This window comes from Pararhodospirillum oryzae (assembly GCF_007992075.1).
In the GTDB taxonomy this organism is placed as follows: Bacteria; Pseudomonadota; Alphaproteobacteria; order Rhodospirillales; family Rhodospirillaceae; genus Pararhodospirillum; species Pararhodospirillum oryzae.
The window spans coordinates 14589-35661 of sequence record NZ_BJZO01000044.1 but is presented as its reverse complement, the minus strand read 5'-3'; the positions used below and the strand labels follow the sequence as shown (position 1 = coordinate 35661).

17 protein-coding genes are annotated in these 21073 nt (G+C 66.5%); 8 read left to right on the top strand and 9 right to left on the bottom strand.

The features are described 5' to 3' along the window. Positions 1-36: 36 nt before the first annotated feature. The 4 genes from ROR02_RS09140 to cobA all read right to left on the bottom strand — a co-directional run bounded on the left by ROR02_RS09140 (position 37) and on the right by cobA (position 3806). Positions 37-1386, bottom strand: a complete 1350-nt coding sequence (locus tag ROR02_RS09140; RefSeq protein ID WP_147163716.1) for a cobyrinate a,c-diamide synthase — start codon at positions 1384-1386, stop codon at positions 37-39. 43 nt (positions 1387-1429) lie between these two features. After that, entirely contained in the window at positions 1430-2059 is a 630-nt protein-coding gene (locus ROR02_RS09135; RefSeq protein WP_147163715.1) for an SCO family protein, read from the bottom strand. Positions 2060-2166: 107 nt separating this feature from the next. Beyond that, positions 2167-2934: a sulfite exporter TauE/SafE family protein gene (locus ROR02_RS09130; RefSeq protein WP_147163714.1), complete on the bottom strand. Its 768-nt coding sequence runs from the start codon at positions 2932-2934 to the stop codon at positions 2167-2169. Between the two features lie 2 nt (positions 2935-2936). Beyond that, positions 2937-3806 (bottom strand): uroporphyrinogen-III C-methyltransferase, encoded by an 870-nt coding sequence (cobA, locus tag ROR02_RS09125; protein ID WP_147163713.1) that lies wholly within the window; start codon positions 3804-3806, stop codon positions 2937-2939. 183 nt (positions 3807-3989) lie between these two features. Here cobA and ROR02_RS09120 point away from each other — a divergent pair, with 183 nt between their 5' ends. The 4 genes from ROR02_RS09120 (at position 3990) to ROR02_RS09105 (ending at position 8053) form a co-directional block, all read left to right on the top strand. Continuing rightward, positions 3990-5264, top strand: coding sequence for a glycosyltransferase (locus ROR02_RS09120; protein ID WP_170245049.1), 1275 nt, complete (start codon positions 3990-3992; stop codon positions 5262-5264). 43 nt (positions 5265-5307) lie between these two features. Beyond that, entirely contained in the window at positions 5308-6609 is a 1302-nt protein-coding gene (locus tag ROR02_RS09115) for an AAA family ATPase (protein ID WP_147163711.1), read from the top strand. Then, positions 6609-7094: a hypothetical protein gene (locus tag ROR02_RS09110; RefSeq protein ID WP_147163710.1), complete on the top strand. Its 486-nt coding sequence runs from the start codon at positions 6609-6611 to the stop codon at positions 7092-7094. Before ROR02_RS09115 ends, ROR02_RS09110 begins: the two co-directional genes overlap by 1 nt. Before the next feature lie 113 nt (positions 7095-7207). Beyond that, the gene (locus ROR02_RS09105; protein ID WP_147163709.1) at positions 7208-8053 is read left to right on the top strand and encodes an ABC transporter permease; all 846 of its coding nucleotides are present in this window, start codon (positions 7208-7210) and stop codon (positions 8051-8053) included. Between the two features lie 20 nt (positions 8054-8073). Here ROR02_RS09105 and ROR02_RS09100 read toward each other — a convergent pair whose 3' ends face one another. Beyond that, the gene (locus tag ROR02_RS09100; protein ID WP_147163708.1) at positions 8074-8598 is read right to left on the bottom strand and encodes a coiled-coil domain-containing protein; all 525 of its coding nucleotides are present in this window, start codon (positions 8596-8598) and stop codon (positions 8074-8076) included. A gap of 169 nt (positions 8599-8767) precedes the next feature. Next, entirely contained in the window at positions 8768-10618 is a 1851-nt protein-coding gene (ilvD, locus tag ROR02_RS09095; protein WP_147163707.1) for a dihydroxy-acid dehydratase, read from the bottom strand. Positions 10619-10944: 326 nt separating this feature from the next. On the opposite strand from ilvD, the gene ROR02_RS09090 reads away from it, so the two are divergent. Continuing rightward, positions 10945-12627 carry a methyl-accepting chemotaxis protein gene (locus tag ROR02_RS09090; protein ID WP_147163706.1) on the top strand — a complete coding sequence of 561 codons (1683 nt, stop codon included), beginning with the start codon at positions 10945-10947 and terminating at the stop codon, positions 12625-12627. A 257-nt stretch (positions 12628-12884) separates the two neighbouring features. Then, on the top strand, positions 12885-14141 hold the full coding sequence (locus ROR02_RS09085) for an HD-GYP domain-containing protein (RefSeq protein WP_147163705.1): 1257 nt from the start codon (positions 12885-12887) through the stop codon (positions 14139-14141). A gap of 207 nt (positions 14142-14348) precedes the next feature. On the opposite strand, the gene ROR02_RS09080 is transcribed toward ROR02_RS09085, so the two are convergent. Continuing rightward, positions 14349-14795, bottom strand: coding sequence for a hypothetical protein (locus ROR02_RS09080; protein ID WP_147163704.1), 447 nt, complete (start codon positions 14793-14795; stop codon positions 14349-14351). Positions 14796-15095: 300 nt separating this feature from the next. Here ROR02_RS09080 and ROR02_RS09075 point away from each other — a divergent pair, with 300 nt between their 5' ends. Together ROR02_RS09075 and ROR02_RS09070 are read left to right on the top strand one after the other, a co-directional pair. Further along, entirely contained in the window at positions 15096-15947 is an 852-nt protein-coding gene (locus tag ROR02_RS09075; protein WP_246135479.1) for a 4'-phosphopantetheinyl transferase family protein, read from the top strand. A 313-nt stretch (positions 15948-16260) separates the two neighbouring features. Then, positions 16261-16875 carry a hypothetical protein gene (locus ROR02_RS09070; protein ID WP_218032788.1) on the top strand — a complete coding sequence of 205 codons (615 nt, stop codon included), beginning with the start codon at positions 16261-16263 and terminating at the stop codon, positions 16873-16875. Between the two features lie 2056 nt (positions 16876-18931). Here the strand turns inward: ROR02_RS09070 and ROR02_RS09065 are convergent. After that, entirely contained in the window at positions 18932-19429 is a 498-nt protein-coding gene (locus ROR02_RS09065; protein ID WP_147163703.1) for a hypothetical protein, read from the bottom strand. A 128-nt stretch (positions 19430-19557) separates the two neighbouring features. Next, positions 19558-21039, bottom strand: coding sequence for a DUF2235 domain-containing protein (locus tag ROR02_RS09060; protein ID WP_147163702.1), 1482 nt, complete (start codon positions 21037-21039; stop codon positions 19558-19560). Between the last annotated feature and the right edge of the window lie 34 nt (positions 21040-21073).

The following is a 21073-nucleotide window of genomic DNA, read 5'->3' as shown; positions in this document are numbered from 1 at the left end:
ACACATGCCCTGCCAATAACCCGTTAAGACACCCCGTTACGGCGCCATGGCCACCAGGTGCACGAAGCCCCCGGCCACCGGACCGCGCCGGTGCCCGGCCAGGCCCCGGTCCTGGCCGGCGGCATCGCGCACCCGATACAGGCGTCCCTCGGGCGACTCGGCGGTGATGGTGGCGTAATGGAATTCGTGACCGCGCGCGTGCGTGCCCGCAGCGACTCCGGGCCCCGGCTCCAGGAACGTGACCGCGCGGTAGCCCAGCGCCCGCGCCCGGTGCTGGAAGCTGGTTCCCACCGGCAGCAGGTCGGCCATGGGGTGAACCACGCCTTCCGCGTCGGTCAGGCTGCGCCCCAGAACCATGTAGCCCCCGCATTCCCCGAAAACGGCCACGCCCCGGGCGGCGGCGGCGCGCAGGGCGGGCAGGAAAACCCGGCTGGCGGCCAGACGGGCGGCGTGCAGCTCCGGATAGCCTCCGGGCAGATACACGGCGTCGGCATCCGGTGCCGGCGCCTCGTCGGCCAGGGGGGAAAAGAAACTCACCCGGCTGCCCGCCGCCCGCCAGCCATCAAGCGTGGCCGGGTAACAGAAGGCAAAGGCGATGTCGCGGGCCACGGCGACGTGACGGCCCGGCGGGGGCACGGGCACGGGCGCCTCGCCCCCAGGGCCGGGCGGCGCAAGGGGCCGGGCCAGGGCGGCCACCGCATCCAGGTCCACGTGGGTGGCCACGGCGTCGGCGGCCGCGTCGAGGAAGGCGGCCAGGGCCGGGTGCTCGCCGGCCTGAACCAGACCCAGGTGGCGTTCGGGCACGCTGAGCGCGGCCTGGGCCGGGAGGCCACCCAGGACAGCCACCTCGGGCACGCTGGCGGCCAGGGCGGCGCGCAGGGCCTCCAGGTGACGGGTTGAGCCCACCCGGTTCAAGATCACCCCGGCCACGGGCACCTCGGGGCGGTGGCGGGCGAACCCGGCCACCAGGGGGGCGACGCTGGCCGCCATGCCCTTGACCGGCACCACCAGCACCACCGGCCAGCCGGTGCCCGCGGCCAGCGCCGCCGCCGAGCCGTCGGCCCCGGGGTCGGACGTGCCCAGGGCGCCGTCGAACAACCCCATCACCCCTTCTGCGATCACCAGCCCGGACTCGCGCCCGGCATGGGCGGCCAGGGCATGAACCACCGGGCCGGGCATGGCCCAGGTATCAAGGTTGACGCACGAACGGCCGGTGGCCGCCGCGTGAAAGGCGGGGTCGATGTAGTCGGGCCCGGCCTTGGCCCCGACCACGGCCCGGCCCTGGCGGGTCAGGGCACGCAGCAGGCCCAAGGTGACGGTGGTCTTGCCCGATCCCGAGGCGGGAGCGGCGATGATCAACCCGCGCGGGGCACGCACATCGGGCATCGGGAAACGGTCCTTGGAAAAACGCGACGGGAAGGACGTGCCGTCACGACTTGGGAAGCCCCATGACGGCCCGCAGGGCATCGGCGATTCGCTCGGGCGGGGTGTTGGGCTCGAAGTGGGCCAGGAAGCGGCCGTCCGGGCCCATCAGATAAATATAGGCCGAGTGATCGATGGTGTAAGGGCGGTTCTCTCCATGGTCAACGCGGGCATAGGTGGCCCGGTAGCCGTGCGCCACCGCCGCGATCTGCTCGGGCGTGCCGGTCAGGCCGATCAGGGCCGGGTGAAAGGCCCGGGCGTAGGACGCGGCGCGCTCGGGGGTGTCGCGTTCCGGATCCACGCTGATGAACAACGGCGTCACGCGCGCGCGAGCCTCGGGCGGCGCCATGTCCAGGGCGCGGCCGATCAGGGCAAGGCTGGTGGGGCACACATCGGGGCACGAGGTGTAGCCGAAGTACACCAGCAGGAAACGCCCGGCAAAGGTCTGGTCGGTCACCGTCTCGCCGGCTTCGTTCACCAGCGTGAAAGGCCCGCCCAGGCCGCTTTGCGGGCCCGGCAGCAGCGGAATACGCCCGAGAAAGGCAATGCCGATCACCACCACGATGATGATCAACGGCCCCACGAGGCGCCCCATCAACGACGGGGAACGGGGCGTTTCGGAAGAAGGCTCGGTCATGACAAGACTCCGGCGAACGGGAAAACCCGGCAAGGCACTCAAGACAGCAAGCATCCCCGGGGCCAGGGCCCGGGCGGGGATGACTTTTCCATCGCCTCCCCGAACGCCTACGACAAGGCCCGGGCAGCCAGGACCAGCAACACCAGGGCATTGAGCACCAGCAGCAAGGGCGCGCCCCGGGCGACGGCGCCTTGCCAGCGGCGCCCGGCCAGATGGCCGACCAGCCCCACCGCCACCAGCCCCGGCACGGTCCCGGCCGCGAAGGCAGCCATGCCCAGCCCTCCCATCACGGGATCGGCGGTCGAGGCGGCCCCGGCCACGGCGCCGTACAAAAGGCCGCAGGGCAGGAAGCCCAGGATCACCCCCAGTAGCAGCCCCCGCCCGCCGGTGGGCGCCGCCATCAAGGGCGCGATCCAGCGCGCGGGCGGCCCGGGCAGCCGGGGCAGTGGCAGCCACACCCCCAGGCGGGGCAAGGCGTGCATCAGGAACAACAGCGCGGCCAGCCCCATGAGAACGGCGGAAAGCCCCCGCGTCACGGCTTGGTCGGCCAGCAGGCTCCCCCCCTGCCCCACCAGCGCCGCCGAGCCGGCCCCCAGAACGGTGTAGGTCAGCAGCCGGCCCAGGTGATAGGGCGCGAGCAGGGCCCCGGCCCAGCGCGCGCGTTCGCTCAACCGGGAAACGGGCACCGCTTCCAGGCGGGCGGCCACCTGCGACAGCACGAAAGGCCCGCACATGCCGGTGCAATGGAGCAACCCGCCGGTGAGGCCGGCCAGGGCGAGCGCGCCAACGACGGGGCCCGACGTGTCGAGGTCCAGGCTGCGGCAATGGGCCAGCCCCGCCTCGAACAACGCCGTGAGCGCCGCCGCCGCGTCCACGCTCAGCCCAACAGGCCGGGCCCGGTGGCCTCGCTCAGGAACGGCGAGGACAAGGCGCTTTCGGTGGGGGTGCGCTCGGGCGGCGTCCACCACGTCAGTTCATCGGCCAGCGGCACCACGTCGCCCACCACGAACAAGGCCGGCGGCACCACCCCCAGACGATCGCGATCGGCGACAGCCTGATCCAGGGTCGTGCGGAACACCTTCTGGGTCGCGGTGGTGGCATCGACCAGGAACGCGGCCGGGCTGTCGCCCGCCCGCCCGCCCGCCTTCAGGTGATCGACGATGGTCGCCAGGTGCTTGTGCGCCATGTAGAAGACCAGCACCGGCAACCGGGCGAGCGCGGCCCAGTCCAGGGCGTCGGGCACGTCGCCGCTGGCGGCATGGCCGGTGACAAAAGTCACGGCGGCGTTGGTGTCGCGGGTGGTGGCGGGAATGCCGGCGTAGGCCAGGCCGCCAATGCCGGCGGTGACGCCGGGCACCACGCGAAACGGCACCCCGGCGCGGGCCAGCACCCGGGCCTCCTCGGCGCCGCGACCGAAGACAAAGGGATCGCCGCCCTTCAGGCGCACCACCCGCTGGCCGGCCCGGGCCAGTTCAACAAGGCGGGCCGAGATGTCGGGCTGGCTGGGCGAGGGCTTGCCGCCGCGCTTGCCGGCGTGGATCAAGGTCGCCCCGGGGCGGGCAAGGCCCAGGACCCGCCCGTCGATCAGGGCGTCGTGAACCACCACGTCGGCCTGGGACAAGGCATGCACGGCCAGCAAGGTGAGAAGACCGGGATCCCCCGGACCGGCGCCGACCAGCCACACCCAGCCGGGCTTGAGCGGCGGCAGGACGGGGGTCAGGCGAGACAAAGAAAGACAGTGTTCCATGGGGTATACCTACACGCACGCGCGCCATTGCGCCAGCACCGAGACACCGGAAAGGAAGCCCTGCGGGAGCAGGCGTTGATCGGGGCGGGCGAGGGCTTTAGCATGGTGCGCCTTCCCCGAAAACCCACGCGCGCCCCTTTCTTGGGGCCGGAGGGGACCATCCAGCCCAAGGACCCGTTTTTCATGTCCGATGCCTCTTCCTCGCGCGCCCCGATCCGGGTGGCGGTTCTGGTCACCTTGTTTCGCACCCCCCAGGCCGGAGGGCACGTCAAGGTGTGGGAACGGTTCGCCGAGGCCGCCGCCACCACCCCCGACATCGACCTGACGGTGTTCTTCCTGGGCGAGACCGAAGGCGTGGAGGCGTGCGGCCCCAACGCGCGTTTTCACCGGCTGGTTCCGCGCTGGGGCACCAACCGCTTCGCCTTTCTCGATAGCGGGGCCGGGCACACGGATCTGGCTTCGTTCCATCCCCGACTGGCGGCCTTGCTGCCTGCCTTCGACCTGATGGTTTCCACCGACCACTTCGCCTTCGGCCGCACGGCCGAGCGGGTGCAGGCCGCCGGCGGCCCGCCGCTCGTCCATTCCCAGCACACCGACGTCGAAACCCTGACCCGCGCCTACGCGCCGGCCATCGTGGGCCGGATGCTGGGAGAACGCCTGGGCGGATGGGTCGTGCGCACCCTTGACCTGGGCGAGCGCCTGGCCGAGGCCGAAGCCAAAAGGCTGCGCCGGCATCTGGCCGTGTGCCGCCACGTTTTCCTTTCCCGGGCCGACGACGAAGCCAAGGTGCAGGCGTGGTTCCCCGCCCTGCCTTACAGTTTCCTGGGCCGGGGCGTGGATCTTGAGCGGTTCTCGCCCCGGCACCGGGATCGCGCCTGGCTGGAGTCACGCTTCAGGGTTCCCCCCGGGCAACCGGTTTTGTTGTTCGCGGGGCGCGCCGACGCCAGCAAGCGCCTGCTGATCGCGGCCCAGGCGGTCGCGCGTCTTCTGGCCCAGGGGCACGACCTGACCTTGATCGTTGCCGGCGCCGGCCGCGACCTGCCCGAAGCCCAGCGCCTGTGCGGCCCGCGCCTGATCGCGCCCGGCGTGCTGGATCAGAGGGACCTCGCGCGTCTGTTCGCCTCGGCCGACCTGTTCGTTTTCCCGAGCGAATCGGAAACGGTGGGCAACGTGGTGCTGGAAGCGCGCGCGGCCGGCCTGGCGGCGGTGCTGTCGGGACGACACAACGGCTTGGGGCATCTGGTCGTGAGCCCGGGAGAGGATGGCTTCGTGGTCACCGGCGACGGCCCCCTTCCCTGGGCCAACGCCATTGCCGAGGCCCTGACCCACGATCTGCGCGCGGTGGGCGCGAAAGCCCGGACCCACATGGAAGCCACCAGCCGCCCCTGGCCCCAGGTCTTCGAGGAAGACCTGGCCCGCCCCTGGCGCACGCTGGCCAGAACCCGACCGGACGCATAGCACACGACCACGACACAAGGCCCCCTCGGGGAGAACCGCGCCCATGCTCACCCGCTTTGCCCTTCGAGATTTTAAAAGCTATCGGAAAGCAACCCTGGACTTCGCCCCGCTCACGGTTCTGATTGGCGCGAATGCCTCGGGGAAAAGCAACGCGCTTGAAGGGGTACGGTTGTTGTCCTGGATTGCCCAAGGCAACCGCCTGGGATCGATTCGGTACGCGGTCCACGAAGGAGACCAAGCCATCCGGGGGACGGTGGCGAGCCTGGGCCGTGACGGAGCGAACATCTTCACGCTGGCCTGTGAGACGGAGCATCCCGACTGGCCTTGTTTTTCCATCTCACTGCGGATCGATGGGGAAAGCGATCTGCACATCGTGGACGAACGGGTGACCTCCCCCACAAGCTCCGTGCCTTTGTACGAAGTGCTGGCCCCGGGGGCGGCCGGAGGCAACGACCTGAGCGTTGCCTACAACAACTTTGCGCGGGGCGGGACAAAACCTCGCACCACCTGCACCGATCAACTGGCGATCCTTCACCAGTTGCAAGGCTCGGCCCGGTTCGAGGAGGGACACCGCAAGGCCCACCTCGCGATTCCCGAGGTCTGCCGGTTTTATCAAAATACCTTGTCGGATATCCTGTTCCTCGACCCTCAGCCAGCCCTGATGCGCGGATACAGCTACAAGACCGAACAACGCCTGAAAGGCGACGGGGCTAATTTGTCCGGCGTTTTGTACGCCCTCAAGGACGAAATGGGAGACGAGATCCTTGGCTTGATCCGGAGCCTGCCCGAGCAGGACATCCGCGCCATGACCTTTATCGAAACGCCACGCAACGAGGTCATGGTTGAACTGGAAGAGACCTTTGGCGGTGTCACCCGAAAATTCGATGCAACCTTGCTTTCGGATGGCACGTTGCGGGTCCTGGCCATCGCCGCAGCCTTGCTGTCGGCCCCCCCGGGCAGCCTTGTGGTGATCGAGGAAATTGACAACGGCTTGCATCCCAGCCGCGTGGGGGACATCCTCGCGCGCCTGCTGGCGCTTTCCCGGCACCGAGGCTTGCAAATCCTGATCAGCAGCCACAATCCGGCCTTGCTGGATGCCCTGCCCGACGAAACCATCCCCTCCGTGGTTTTTTGCTACCGCGACCCCGACGATGGGTCCAGCCGCCTGGTCCGCCTTCAGGATCTGGAGCGCTATCCCGAACTCATCGCGCAAGGAACGGTGGGCCATCTGCTCACGCGCGGCATCCTGGATCGCCTGGTCAAGAATACGCCATCTCCCGAAGTCCGCCGTCAGCGGGCCAAGGCATGGCTGGACGACCTGCGCCGGTCGATGGAGGCCCCTTGATGCCCGCCGCCATCGCGCCATGCACCATCTTGATGGACACCTGCATTTTCCTGAACGTGCTGGAGGTTCCAGGGCGTAGCCAGGATCGGGATGCGGTTTGGAGAGAACTGGACCGCTTGGTGGAGGATCCGGACACTCATCATCTTCTGCTGCCCATGGCGGCCATCATCGAAACCGGTAACTTTATCGCCCAGGTCAGCGACGGCAGGCAGCGGCGGGAAACGGCCCTGCGGTTCACGAAACAGGTTAAGGCGGCGATCGAAGGCTCGGCCCCCTGGCAGGCCATGGAGCCCCCCGACACGGCCACCATCCGAAGCTGGCTTGCGGAATTTCCCGATCACGCCATGCGTGGGGTTGGAATGGGGGATCTGTCCATCCTCAAGGAGTGGGAACGATGCTGCGCGCGTCTTCCGCGCCACCACCGGGTTCGCATCTGGTCCCTTGACCACGCCCTTCAAGGATACGACCGTTCCCCCCGGCCCTGACGCCCACCCCATGGTTTTTCCACCGGGCCGACCCTTGCGGACGGGGGAACGCTGACCCTCCGTTGCTTCCAGGCCCGCCTTCCCAGGCCCCGCCTCGCGTCAAGGACCTCTCCATGCCCGATGTTTCCACTTCCGTTGCTTCCGCTGGCCATACCCCAAGCCCGGGGGCTTCCCTGCGCCGCGTCCTGGCCCTGGTCCTGCGCCACTGGTACCTGCTGCGCGGCTCGGTGCCCCGGCTGCTGGAAATGGCCTACTGGCCCATCATCCAGATGATTACCTGGGGCTTCCTCACCCGCTTCCTGATGACCGAGTCCAGCTTGGTGGCCCAGGCCAGCGGCATGTTCCTGGCTGCCGTTTTGCTGTGGGACGTGCTGTTTCGCGGCAACCTGGGATTCTCTTTGTCGTTTTTCGAGGAACTCTGGTCGCGCAACCTGGCCTCCCTGTTCGTCACGCCCCTGCGCCCCGTCGAAATGGTCGGCGCCCTCATGATCATGAGCGTGATCCGTACCCTGGTGGGCGTGCTGCCCGCCGCCGGATTGGCGATCGTGTTCTATGCCTTCAACATTTTCGACATGGGCCTGCCCCTGCTGGCCTTTTTCGTCAACCTGCTGGTCATGGGGTGGGTGATCGGGCTGGTGGTCAGTGCCATCGTGCTCCGTTTCGGGTTGGGGGCGGAAAGCATGGCCTGGGTGCTGACTTTTGCCTTCTGGCCGATCGCCGGCATTTATTACCCGATCGGCGTGCTGCCCGAGCCCTTGCAGTGGATCGCTCTCGCCTTTCCCCCCGCCCATGTGTTCGAGGGCATGCGCGCCGTCCTGATTCACGGCACGGTGCCGGTCGACCATCTGCTGTGGGCCGCCGGGCTCAACGCCGGGTACCTGACCCTGGCCGTGGGAATATTCCTGTACACCTTCCACGTCGCGCGCCGGCGCGGGCTGCTTCTGACCCAGGGGGAATAAGCGGGCGTTCGCGCGCCCCCCTACTGGAACAGCTTCATCAACCCAAGAATCAGCCCGGTCTGGACCAGCATGGTCCCGACCATCCATTTCATGATGTCGGTCTTGGCGTCGGCGATTTCGGCTTTGACATCCGAGCGCAGCGCCGCGATTTCGGAACGCAGCGACGCGTCGCCCGCCACGATCTCGGAACGCAACGACGTTTCGACCCTTTCGATTTCGGAACGCAGCGACGTATCAAGAGCCGTAATCTCGGAACGCAGCGCCACGATCTCGGAGCGGAGAGACGCATCAAGAGCCGCGATCTCGGAGCGGAGAGACGCATCAAGAGACGCGATCTCGGAACGCAGCGAGGTTTCCACCCCGGCGATCTCGGAGCGCAGTAACGCCTCCAGCGCCTTCAGGTCCGCCTTGGTGGCCAGATCCCCGGCCACGATGCCTTGGACCTCGCGCACCAGATCGGTGATCGCCTCGGCCTGGGCCTCGGTCATGCCGGCCGCCGTCATGCGTTTCACCGAGGCGTGGGTATCAAAAGCAAAGGCGTTCATGGCCCCTCTCCCGCGGGCACTCGATCCGTTTATCCTGCCCCTTCAGAATGAGGGAAACACGGGGGTGTCGCAAGAGACCACCCGTGTTTCCTTCGGGATCCGGGGAAGATCCAGGAAAAGGAGAGAGCCGGGACGCCCCCCTCCCTTCCCTGGTCCGCATTCCCTTGTGTTAACGCGACAACACCGACAGATCGCGCACCGCGCCCTTGTCGGCGCTGGTGGTCAGGGCCGCGTAGACCTTGAGGGCATCCGAGACCTGACGCGGGCGGGGCGAAACCGGGGTCCAGGCTGCCTTGCCACGCGCTTCCTGGGCGGCGCGGCGCTGGGCCAGGGTGGCCTCGTCCAGCTCGATCCGGATCACCCGGTTGGGGATGTCGATGAACAGGGTATCGCCGTCCTCCAGCAAGCCGATGGCCCCCCCCGAGGCCGCCTCGGGGGAAACGTGGCCGATCGACAGGCCCGAGCTGCCCCCCGAGAAACGGCCGTCGGTGACCAGGGCGCACGCCTTGCCGAGCCCGCGCGACTTCAGATAGCTGGTCGGATAAAGCATTTCCTGCATGCCGGGGCCGCCCTTGGGGCCCTCGTAGCGGACAACGACCACGTTGCCGGCCACGATGTCGCCGCCCAGAATGCGCGAGACCGCTTCTTCCTGGCTTTCGCACACCCGCACCTCGCCGGTGAAGGTGAGGATGCTGGCATCGACGCCGGCGGTTTTCACGATGCAGCCGCCGGGCGCCAGATTGCCGGTCAGCACGGCGAGACCACCATCCTGGGAAAAGGCGTGGGCGCGGTCGCGGATCACGCCGCTTTCGCGGTTCTGATCCAGGTCCCAGGTGCGGGTGCTGGTGAAGGCCTGCACCGTGCGCACGCCGCCGGGGGCGGCCCGGAAGAACTCCAGCACCGCTTCATCGGACGTGGTGGCGATATCCCAGCGGGCCAGGGCCTCGCCCAGCGAGGCGGCATGCACCGAGCCCACCGAGGTGTCCAGCAACCCGGCCCGGTCCAGCTCGCCCAGGATGCCGAAAATCCCGCCGGCGCGGTGAACGTCCTCAATGTGGACCGAGGGCGTGCTGGGGGCCACCTTGCACAGGTGGGGCACCTGGCGCGACAGGCGGTCGATGTCGGCCATGGTGAACGGCACCTCACCGGCCTGGGCCGCCGCCAGCAGGTGCAAGACCGTGTTGGTCGAGCCGCCCATGGCGATGTCCAGGGTCATGGCGTTTTCAAACGCGGCCTTGGTGGCGATGGCACGCGGCAGCACGCTGGCGTCGTCGTGCTCGTAATGGCGCTTGGCCAGGGCCACGATGGTGCGCCCGGCTTCCTCGAACAGGTCGCGGCGTCTGGCGTGGGTGGCGATCAAGGTGCCGCTGCCGGGCAGCGACAGCCCCAGCGCCTCGGTCAGGCAGTTCATCGAGTTGGCGGTGAACATGCCCGAGCACGATCCGCAGGTGGGACAGGCGGATTGCTCCACGGCCGCGACGACCTCGTCGGACACCTGGGGATTGCCGGCCATGACCATGGCGTCGATCAGGTCCACCGCGCGTTCCACCCCGTCGACCACGGCCCGCCCGGCTTCCATGGGCCCGCCCGAAACGAAAATGGTCGGGATGTTCAAGCGCAAGGCCGCCATCATCATGCCCGGGGTCACCTTGTCGCAGTTGGACAGGCAGACCAGCGCGTCGGCGCAGTGGGCATTGACCATGTATTCGACCGAATCGGCGATCAGGTCCCGCGACGGCAGGCTGTAGAGCATGCCGTCATGGCCCATGGCGATGCCGTCGTCGATGGCGATGGTATCGAATTCCTTGGCAACACCGCCGGCGGCCTCGATGGCGCGGGCGACAAGCTGCCCCAGGTCCTTCAGGTGCACATGCCCGGGTACGAACTGGGTGAAGGAATTGGCGATGGCGATGATCGGCTTGCCAAAATCCGCGTCCGTCATGCCGGTGGCACGCCACAGGGCGCGGGCCCCGGCCATGGTGCGACCGTGGGTAGAGGTGCGGGAGCGGTAGGCGGGCATGACCGTGCCTTTCACGATGGGGAACAAGGAAGGGGGGAAGGGCCAGGGGCCGGCGGCGGGACCCTTGCGCACCCAGATCCGACTCTAGCGCATGCCCGGATCAGGTCAAGACAGGCCGCCGCCCTCAACCCATCCTGCGAGCGAAACGAGCCACGACCACCCTGGGTCTGCAAGCCCGGCGTTTCGGTCATGCGGCCCTGTCCCTGAAGAAGGGGGATTGCCATTGCTGGCGTGATGTCCGCTCTGTATGCTGCATGGCAAAAACAAGAACGCGAGATAACAGGGAAGGAGACGTTTTTCTTGAAGACAACCAAGGAAAAATCGGCATGAAGACCCTGACCATCCGGCAACAGGTCTTACTCGTCCCCCTTCTTTCGGTCGTGGCGGTCGTGCTGGTGGCTGGGTTCGCCGCCTTTTTGATCCACCAACGCATTGACGAGACACACCGACTGCAAATCAAAAGCGCCACGGAAGTCGCGGTCACGGTCACCCAGGCCCTGCACGCCGAGGCCGAGGCCGGCTCCATGACCGACGCGCAGGCCCAGGCCGTGGCCAAGAACGTCTTGCGCGCCATCCGGTTCGCGGGCCCCGAATACTTTTATGTTTATGATTACGAAGGGAAACTTCTGGCTCACCCCATCCTGACCAAGCTGGAGGGGACCTACAAGCTCAAGGAAACCCGCGACGCCAATGGCTTGCCCACCATCGAGGAGCTGATCAAGGCGGCGCGGGAGGGCGGCGGCTTCGTGCCCTTCTTGTGGCCCAAGCCGGGCGAAAAGGACCCCACGCGCAAGCTGGGCTACGCCGGAGGCTTCGATCCCTGGGGCTGGATGATCGGCACGGGCGTGTATGTCGATGACGTGGAAGCCGAAACCCAGCTGGTTCTGATCGAGCTGGCGGCCGGGGGCGCGGTGTCGCTGGCCCTGGTGATGCTGGTGGGCCTGGCGGTGACCCGGCGCCTCGCGCGGCGGCTGGAGGCGCAATCGGCGCGCATGCTGGCCCTGGCCGAGGGCGACCTGGCCACCCCCGGCGCCAAGCCCGAAAGCGACGACGAAATCGGACGCATGGCCGAGGCGCTGGAAATTTTCCGTCAGCGCATGATCGAAAACCGCGATCTCGCGGCGGCGCGCGAGGCCGAGCAGGAGCGCCGGGCGGCGGAAGCCGACCGCCTGACCGCCCTGGCCAAGGGCTTCGACGCGGCGGCGGCGCAGGCGCTGGACGTCGTGGCCCAGGCGGCGGCCGAGTTGGAAAAGGATGCGGGCGGTCTGTCGCAGGCGGCGGAAAGCACGGCCAAACGCTCGGTTACCGTGGCTTCGGCGGCCGAGCAGGCCTCGACCAACGTGCAGACCGTGGCCAGCGCCACCGAGGAACTGAGCGCGTCGATCGGGGAAATCAGCCGGCAGGTGGCGGATTCGACCCGGATCGCCACCGACGCGGTCGGCGAGGCCGAGCGAACCCGCGCCCATGTGCGGGGCCTGGCCGAGGCGGCCCAGCGCATTGGCGCGGTGGTCAACCTGATTACGGACATCGCGGCCCAAACCAACCTGCTGGCGCTCAACGCCACGATCGAGGCGGCGCGGGCCGGCGAAGCGGGCAAGGGCTTCGCGGTGGTGGCCGGCGAGGTCAAGCATCTGGCCAGCCAGACCGCCAAGGCCACCGACGAAATCGGAGAACAGGTCACGGCGATCCAGCAGGCGACGGCCACGGCGGTCGCGGCCATTGATGGCATCGCGGGCATTATCAACGCCATCCGCGACACCACCGACACCATCGCCGGCGCCGTCGATCAGCAGGGCATCGCCACGCGCGAGATCGCGAGCGGCGTGCAGCAGGCGGCGGCCGGCACCACCCTGGTCAGCCAGACCATCGCCGAGGTCAACACCACGGTCGAAGGCACGCGCCAAGCCTCCGACGGGCTGCTGGACGCCGCCGAACGCCTGCACGGCGAGTGCGACAGCCTGCGCGCCCAGGTGCACACCTTCCTGGCCGAGGTCCGGCGCACCGCCTGACCCACAACGACAACGAAAGACGGCGCCCGGTCAAACGCCGCCGTCCGCACGTCAAGGCGCGTCGCCCGCCCCCCGGGCGACGCGCTTTTTTGTCCCCCTGGCGTGTTCTTTTACGCACGACGTTTTCGAAAAGCGGTTTTCACGCCTCCTGTCTCGCGCTAGCGTTTCTCCTTGAAAGGCGGACTCCCGAAAGGCTTCCCGATGCCAGGACTCCCCTTCGGGAAGCCGGGCGGGAAGAATCCCAAGGGAGGCAAGGCGTGAAGCAGTCGCATTTTTATCGCCGCGTGGCCGGCCGCCTGTCCCTGGCCACCCTTGTCATCGCGGCGGCGTTCGCGGGCGTGGTCTGGTTTCGCGAACTGGAGCGCATCGACGAAGCCGTGGTCGACCTGGCCAGCGCCGAGGCCCACCTTTTTGTCCGACAACACGGCACGGCCCTTGCCGACCCCCAGCGCCTGAAGGACACCCTGGCCGGGTTTCTCTCCGGACGCGAGCAGGGGAACGACGGACATTTTGTGTTTGTCGAGGTCTACGACGAGGCCCACCATCCCCTTGCCGAGGCGGCCCTGGGCAACATGGAAAAAGTCGATGCCGTTTTCGATCGCGCGGTGCGCCCCTTTCCCCTCAGCGACCTGACCCATTACGACAAAGTCTATCTGGAGGGACGGCTGTACCTGCGGGTCCTGACACGGGTCGCGGTTGACGATGTCACGGGATACGTGGAAGGGATTTTCGAGGTCGCGCCCCAACGGCTGGCCGCGATCAGCAAGGACGTGATGAAAGCCGTGGCCACCGTGGTCGCGGTGGTCATCGGAACGGCGCTGTTCCTGGCGCCCGTGTTCATCGGCATGAACCGGAGCCTTCTTCGGGTCAGCGAACGCCTGCTGCGCGCCAACGTGGAAATCCTGGAGGTTCTGGGCGGGGCCATCGCCAAGCGCGACAGCGATACCGGGCGCCACAATTACCGGGTTACCTTGTACGCGGTCCATCTGGCCCAGGAGCTGGGCCGCGCGCCCGACGAAATCCGAGCCCTGATCAAGGGGGCCTTCCTGCACGACGTGGGCAAGATCGGGATCAGCGACGCCATCTTGCTCAAACCTGGCAAGCTGACCGAAGCCGAGTTCGCGATCATGAAAACCCACGTGAACCACGGCGTCGATATCGTTTCACGCTCGGGGTGGCTGGACGACGCCCAGCCGGTGGTGGCGGGCCATCACGAAAAATACGACGGATCGGGGTACCCGACCGGCGCGTCCGGCGAGGCCATCCATTTGAACGCGCGGATTTTCGCCGTGGTCGATGTGTTCGACGCCCTGACCTCGCGCCGCCCCTACAAAAAGGCGTTCCCCCTGGACGATGCCCTGGCGGTGCTGGAACAAGGGCGGGGCAGCCATTTCGACCCGGTGGTCCTTGATGCCTTCCTGCGCCTCGCGCCCACCCTTTACCACGCCTTTGCCGACGAAACCGAGGAAGCCTTGCGCGCCGCCCTGCTGGCCGTGACCGAACGCTATGTGTGAAAGGAAGGGGGGGCAGGCCACCGGTTCACTCTTGCATAAACAAGCCTCCCATGCCTAAATAGGAACAAAGGAGTAGAGGTGGAACCGCTACCCACGCGCCAAAACGCCTTACGGTGAACGGCAGGCCTCCTGGCCAAGAGATCGCGCTTTGCAACGCGCTACTCCTTTTTTTCCGGATCATATGGTCTCTCGAAATTTTAAATTCCGCTATGACCGTGCGATTTTGTGAAGACGGGAAGGGATTGTCCGAAGGCGGTTTTTGATTTTTGCCTCCGTCACGCGATACCCCGATTTAACTCTATACCGTCCCTTTGCATCCGGCGCCAAGGCAATGGCGATGAGAACATAAGATGCGTTCGAAGGCATGAATATTCCTTCGGGCAAGTCATCGCGAAAAATCGCTTTAATCAAGTAAAAGTTCTCATGCCTGTGCCCCGCCTCGTCGCCGGGATCCCAGCCGATATAGTCAGGATGTTCCACCACCTTTTTGAGTGAATGAAAAACGATGGGATAGTCGGCCTCATGCTTCTGCGCAATATGCTGGTGAGCTTTTCCCGAGGCCCAGACTCGTCCAGGAAGGACATCGACCCCAAGATAAAGACGGATTATATCAACAGGAATCACCCCGGCATCAATTGAACTATATTTTTCCATATAAATATTCCTTGTGTTTAAGGATTGGTTTGCATTGTTATTTTTAATTAGCAATGCAATTTTTTAAAAAAATTCCGCCCATTATAGATGGGCAAAATTATCATACATCCACACTTTCGCAAGAAACGCAATTAAATTATTACGAAAGAGGAAGTGAATATTTCCATTCATTTCTTAACGAATAAACCATTGAAATGTATCCTTCCCGCTCTCAGAGAAAGCCTCGACTACAAATCCTTTTCTCAGCTACATATACCAAAAAGCAGATTATTTTAAGACCAGCTGGAAAAAATTCGTGTCATGCTTGATTCCCTATCCCTTCATGTCTGGAGCCTGATCCCGGCCGGGGAGGATCTGGCGGCCGAGGTCGCGGTGCTGGCGGATCTGGTGGATCCGGAAACCAGGGCCCGCGTCGCGCGGCTGGGCGGGCCCGTCGAGCAATGGAGCGTGGCCGCCGCCCATGCCCTGCTGCGCGGGATGCTGAGCCGCCTTGCCGTCGCCCCCGGCGAGGCCCCGGTGCCGCCTCCGGCGTGGCGGCTGGCGCGCGAGGATCACGGCCGCCCGTTCCTGGCCGGCCCCGCTCCGGTGCCCCCGGCCCTGTTCAGCCTGACCCATACCCGGAACTTGGCCGCCTGCGCCCTGATCCTGGGGCCCGACGCCTTGCGGATGTCCCTGGGGATTGATGCCGAGGCCCCGGGACGCCAGCGCGACCCGCTGCCCCTGGCCCGACGCTTTTGCCATCCGCGCGAGGCCGCCGCCCTGGCCGCCCTGCCCGCTCCCCGGCGGCCCGAAGCGTTCCTGGGCTTGTGGACACTGAAGGAAGCGGTGGCCAAGGCCTCGGGACGCGGGTTGCAAATCGGGCTGGCCTCGTTCCAGGTCGAGCAAGATCCTCCGCTCCTGCGCGAAACCGGCCCCCTGCCCGGCCCGCCCGAGGCCTGGATGCTGGTCCCCCTGGAGGCGCCCCCGGGAGCCGCGCTCACCGTGGCCTGTCACGCCCCCGGCCTTGCCCCGACGATCCTCCGGCGCGCCCTGATCGGAACGGAAGGCCTGCGTGAGGCGCTGACCTGTTCCCGGGAACCGCGATCATCGAGTACAGGCATTGATCAAACAAAACGAGCGCAACAAAACGGACAAGACCAAATTATAAATTAAAAAACATGGCTCCGCTTCCCATGAAAACGGCAAAAAACAGTGATATTATTTTTGATAAAAAGTATCACCCCGCATCAAGCGGGCTATCGAGCGTCCCTCATGGCACCTGACAGGCATCCATCCCTTCGTCAGTGCTCCAAATCACGGCACGAGACTCTCAGGCGCAGGCGGTTTCGCCATCTTTTTAGGCGATGTCAACCGACTCCCCGGAATCCCTCATCCGGATCATTTTGCCCCCAGGGTTCTCCACACTGTTATCCACACGAGACGGGGACTGTTCCCCCCCGACACCCCGGACGGCGGGAGAGATGCCATGACCAGTCCGCGCCTCGACACCCAAGAGCCGGAAACGGCTCCCAGGACCCTCACGATTGAGTCCCTTCGCGCAAGGCTCGCGCGCGTGCTTGATCTGGTCGCACGCGAAGGGGCCTTCAGATACCGCCTGATCGGCACGGCGGCCGCCTTGCTGCGAGGGGTCCCGCTGGTTCCCGGGGATGTTGATTTCCTGGCCGGCGCGCGCGGGGATGTGGACACCTTTGCGCGCGCGCTCGGCGCCTATCGATGCCTGACCCCTCCAACATGGATGCCGTCCGCCTGGCAATACTACGCCGCGTTTGAGGTGGATGGTCTCAAGATCGAGGCCAGCACCGTCGAGCGCCCCTCCGATTCGCCGTTTCTTGAGACTCTGGGACGGGGTCCCTGGGAGCATTTTTCAACGATCGCGGCCGGGGACACGCGCGTTGCCGTCGTGGCCCTTGAACTGCGGCTTGCCACCGAACTGCGCCGGGGGCGCAAAGAGCACGCGGACCTTCTTATCCACTGGATGCGCGATCAGGGGTGTGATCCGCGCCTTTTGGAAAACGCCCTGCACGCGCAAGGAATCGATGAACACACCCGGTCCTCGGTCCTCTCGGCCGTCATCGGGTAGCGGCAAACAGGAACGCCCGGGACCGAGCCGGACGAGCCAGCCCCCGCGCCGGGCGTTTTGCCCATGATTTTTCCCTTACGCCTCAACCTTTTAATGATTCAGCCTGTTTTTTGGGCGAGGCCGTGCGACTCTTGGGAATCCCTGGACCTCTCCGCTTTGTTCCCACAGTCCTCCACAACGTTATCCACAGGAAACGGGGACTCTTCCCTTCTTGACACCGCGCACGCCCCGTTTCGCGGAGGCATGGCCGCCCTGATCATGCGCACCCCCACCCCTAGCGGTCCAATCATCGCTTGCCCACGAGACCCAGGGAAAACCAGTCCGAGCCCGGGCGGGCGGAAGACCCGCCCGCGAAAACCGGCCGCCGGGGTGAAGCGTCTCCCGGAAAAGACGCCCGGCAGCGGCCCGCTCCCCCTTTCCGGCCCCGAGCCTCAGATTTATTCGTTGCATATCAAGGGCCTGAATCGTCTGCCTTCTCTTTGGGCAATGCCACGCGACTCCCCGGAATCTCTGGCCCGCCTCGCGATGTTCCCATGCTTGTCCACAAAGTTATCCACAAAAAGCGGGGATTCTTCCGCTCTTGACAGGCGACGCACCGCGTTTCGAAGGGGATCGCCGCTCCGATCACGGGCACCCCCACCCCTAGCGGTTCCCTCGTCCCGGGACCACGAGACACAGGGGGAAGAAACCCGGCCGCAGGCGAACGCCCCCCACCCGCGAAAAGCGGCCACCGTCGTGGAGCGTGTCCGGTGGAACGGGGCTCCTGGCATCGCGCCGAGCCCCATCCCGGCGCCATCCTGGCCTCAAGCCGAAGATTTATTCGTTGTACATCAAGGACCTGAAGGCCCTGCCCTTAATTTAGGCAATGCCATGCGACTCCCCGGAATCCCTGGCCTGCGCCGTGATGTTCCCATGGTCGCCCACAGAGTTATCCACAGGAAGCGGGGATTCTTCCGCCCTTGACAGCCCGCCCGCCGCCTTGCGCGGAAAGCCGGAAACCGCCCGAAGGGGACCCCGGGGAAAAAGGCAGCGCTTCTTACGAAAAGATCAACCAGATCAAATATCTAGAGTCCTTCCACGCTCCTGCGGAACGCTCGGGTTCTCGCATGCTCCCCTCGTGCCCCCTCCCCGGTCCGCCTGCCCCGAGGATCCGCGCGCGGACAGGCGAAGGCGCCGGCGTGACTCGGTTTTGCACAGGGGGCCTTCCCCGAACCAGGGGAGACCAAACCAGCCCCTCCAACCGGATCACACACCCGGAAAGCGGATGAATGCCGATATTTTATTTTTGAATCAAGGAATTAGCCGAAGCCCCCTGCCTTCTGCGGCACGGGCCGGCCCTTGTTTTCCCCATTCTTTCCAACGCTTGCCCCCGGGCTTGTCCACCACGTTATCCACAAAAACCCAAAACGACAGGCCCCACCTCCTGTTCCCGCGAGGTCCCCGATCTCGGACGTGGATGTTTTCCCGATGGATGGCGAAAGCACGCGCCACCGGCCCCTTCCCTTCCGGGCACGGCTTCGGGAATTTTATTTTTTCCTGCTTTTTCAGGAGGATGAGGCAATCATCCCCATGGTGAACGACGGCGGGCAACCTCTTGGAATCCCTGGGCCGGTTTGCGTTACCCTCAAAATCGCCCACACAGTTATCCACAAGAACGCCCACCGCGCGGACACCTGCCTGCCGCACCGTGTTGGAGGGCACGCCTTCAGCCGATCCGCCGGTTGTCTTTCCCGCGTGGAAATTTGTTTGAGTCCGTCCGCGTCACGTTGAAGCGGACAGGCCCCGGCAGGGGAACCGTTAAAAATTGCCTACGAATACAAAATCTCGTTCTAAGAGCACCCCGTCCCCTGCCTGGAACTAAATGCAGGGTTTGCGGCAGAGCATGGGCTCAAGATTTATGCTTGAGCCTCACGGCCCGGATGAATCCGCCTCTCTTTTGGGCGACGGGAGGCGACTCCCTGGAATCCCTGGCCCGGCTTGCATCCTTCCCGGGCTTGTCCACAAAGTTATCCACAAGAAACGGGGATACGTGCGTCCTTGACGGCAGGCCGGCCTTTTACCAGCTGGGCAGGGATGAAAACGGGTCCGCGTTCCAGGCTCCCGCGGCCTGCGGAGAGGCCCCCGATCCCGTGACCCCAAGAGTGGTGGACCGGGTGGCCGGCGGCACGATCACGGGACCCGGCGCGGTGATTTTATCGCTCCCCGGGCCAGCCGCCTCGGCCGCCTCGGCCTCCGGCACGCAGGTGTAGTAGGCCACGTGCGGATGCAAGACCGAGCACTGGTAGGTCCTGATGTCGGTGAAGCGGGCCTTCAGGTCCTGCCTGGCGCAATGGGCATCGGCCAGGGCCTGCAACTCGGCGGCCTGGGCCTTGGCGTCGCCCCGGAAGCACACCGCCGCCCGTTCCGGGCTGCCAAGGGTCCGGATCACCGGGGTTTCGCGGGGTTGCTCGTAATCGACGAAAGGCCCGGCCGGACCGCAGCCCGCCGCCATCAGCCCCAGGCCGGCCAGCAGGACGGCGGCCCCGCCGGGCGCCCCTGCCTTTGGTCCGCGCATCCCCGCGTGCATTTTGTTTCCCACGTCGGCCCCCAAAACACCCTCACGCGATGGGATCCGGGGACGCGAGCCTCCCCGGATCAGACACGGGAGGGCCCGGCTTTCATCGAAGCCGGGCCCCGCCTTCCTTAAAGGGCCGTCACCGTCAGGCGCACCGACCGTTGGTTGTTGCCATACGAGGGCCACAGGTCGTTGGCGAAGGCGTACAGATACCCGGAAGTCGCCGGGGTCACGGTCGCGTCGGCGCCCAGGGCCAGGGTTTCAAGCCCGGGGGAGTGCTTCGGCTTGGCGAAGGCGGGTTCCGAGGCGATCACGCCCACCAGCGAGAACCAGGGCAAGCCCGGGGCGCGGCGCAGCAACGGCACGCTCAGGTGCGCATCCCCCGTGGCCCGGCGCAACCCCTCTTGCAAACGGGCCATGGCGTCGGAAATCGCCTGGCCCGGGGTGCTGGTCTGGCTGCCGGCATCGGCCAGCCCGCCCGGACCGCACTTGAGCGCGCCATCCACCCATTGCCCTTGGGCGACAAAGCGGTAGGAACGCCCGGCTTCCAGCCACAGCCCCGTCCGGTTCCAGGGCTCGCGGGCCTGGATGTCGAGGGTCGCCGAGGTGCCGGCGGCCAGCACGGTGGTCGGCCAGTAGGCATCTTCCGACAAAGGCGGGTCGATGTGGCGTTCCAGCACCGTGGGATGGAAGGCCGCCGCCGGGTCGTCGAGGCGCGGCACCGGACGCGGGCGCGAGCCGGCCAGGGCGGTCGAGGCCGCCCGGTGAATGCGCGCGCGCGGATCCAGGACAAGGCGCCCCCGCACCCGGGGACGCAAGGCCAGCCCCTGCGACACAGCCTCGTCCATCATCCACGCCAGCGCGGCGTCGGCCAGGCCGCCCTCGCCCGTGAGGCCGGCGACGTCGCCATGGGCGCCCGCGAACCACATCTGGACCGCGTCGGGATGGCCCTGAAGACCGGTCCACAAGGTGGGGGTGAAGCTGGGGCGCGTTTCATCCATGGCCACGGCGTGGCGGGCATGGCGCACCCGGGCGCTGAGGGTGGTGTCGGGGAAGGCCAGGCGGGCGGGGTTGTCGATCTTGCCGGCCAGCGCCAGATCGCGGGGCACGCCGCGCGGTCCCACCGTGTCCCACGCGCCCAGGAAATGAACCTCGGCCGCGCGCAGGGGAGTCACCTCGGGCGCCGGGTCCGCCTGACGGCGGGCGGCATCGAGCAGGGCTTCCAGACGACGCCAGAGTTCATCTTGGGTCGGCACCTGGGCGGCATCGAGCACGCCGTGGCTGGCGACCACGCCGGCCACGGTGCGCGCGGTCCACGCCCCCCGGCTGCCGCCAAACACAAAGATCCGGTCGCCCGGCTGCCAGGTTTCGGCCAGCCACTTGAGGGCGTTCAGAACCGACCCGGTCAGGCTTTCGCCCAGGCCGCCCTTCAGAACGCGCCCGAGCAGCCCGGCGCCCACGCCCGGGTCGTAGTAGCGCTTCTGCTCGGTGCCATCGGCGGCCAGGGTGGCCAGGGCGTTGTGCAGCCGGGCCACGTTGGTCGGCTGGGCTTCGGCGCCCGGGACCGGCCGGGTCCAGGCGCCATCGCAGCAAAGAATGAGTTGAGCCACGGTTTTCCCTCCTCGTGATGTCTCGCCCTCCCCG

Excerpts from the sequence above, each read along its gene's own strand:
- ROR02_RS09135 (WP_147163715.1), bottom strand. The coding sequence starts at position 2,059 with ATGACCGAGCCTTCTTCCGAAACGCCCCGTTCCCCGTCGTTGATGGGG.
- ROR02_RS09115 (WP_147163711.1), top strand. The coding sequence starts at position 5,308 with ATGCTCACCCGCTTTGCCCTTCGAGATTTTAAAAGCTATCGGAAAGCA.
- ROR02_RS09120 (WP_170245049.1), top strand. The coding sequence starts at position 3,990 with ATGTCCGATGCCTCTTCCTCGCGCGCCCCGATCCGGGTGGCGGTTCTG.
- ROR02_RS09075 (WP_246135479.1), top strand. The coding sequence starts at position 15,096 with ATGCTTGATTCCCTATCCCTTCATGTCTGGAGCCTGATCCCGGCCGGG.
- ROR02_RS09090 (WP_147163706.1), top strand. The coding sequence starts at position 10,945 with ATGAAGACCCTGACCATCCGGCAACAGGTCTTACTCGTCCCCCTTCTT.
- ilvD (WP_147163707.1), bottom strand. The coding sequence starts at position 10,618 with ATGCCCGCCTACCGCTCCCGCACCTCTACCCACGGTCGCACCATGGCC.
- ROR02_RS09140 (WP_147163716.1), bottom strand. The coding sequence starts at position 1,386 with ATGCCCGATGTGCGTGCCCCGCGCGGGTTGATCATCGCCGCTCCCGCC.
- ROR02_RS09065 (WP_147163703.1), bottom strand. The coding sequence starts at position 19,429 with ATGCGCGGACCAAAGGCAGGGGCGCCCGGCGGGGCCGCCGTCCTGCTG.
- cobA (WP_147163713.1), bottom strand. The coding sequence starts at position 3,806 with ATGGAACACTGTCTTTCTTTGTCTCGCCTGACCCCCGTCCTGCCGCCG.
- ROR02_RS09110 (WP_147163710.1), top strand. The coding sequence starts at position 6,609 with ATGCCCGCCGCCATCGCGCCATGCACCATCTTGATGGACACCTGCATT.
- ROR02_RS09105 (WP_147163709.1), top strand. The coding sequence starts at position 7,208 with ATGCCCGATGTTTCCACTTCCGTTGCTTCCGCTGGCCATACCCCAAGC.
- ROR02_RS09100 (WP_147163708.1), bottom strand. The coding sequence starts at position 8,598 with ATGAACGCCTTTGCTTTTGATACCCACGCCTCGGTGAAACGCATGACG.
- ROR02_RS09070 (WP_218032788.1), top strand. The coding sequence starts at position 16,261 with ATGACCAGTCCGCGCCTCGACACCCAAGAGCCGGAAACGGCTCCCAGG.
- ROR02_RS09080 (WP_147163704.1), bottom strand. The coding sequence starts at position 14,795 with ATGGAAAAATATAGTTCAATTGATGCCGGGGTGATTCCTGTTGATATA.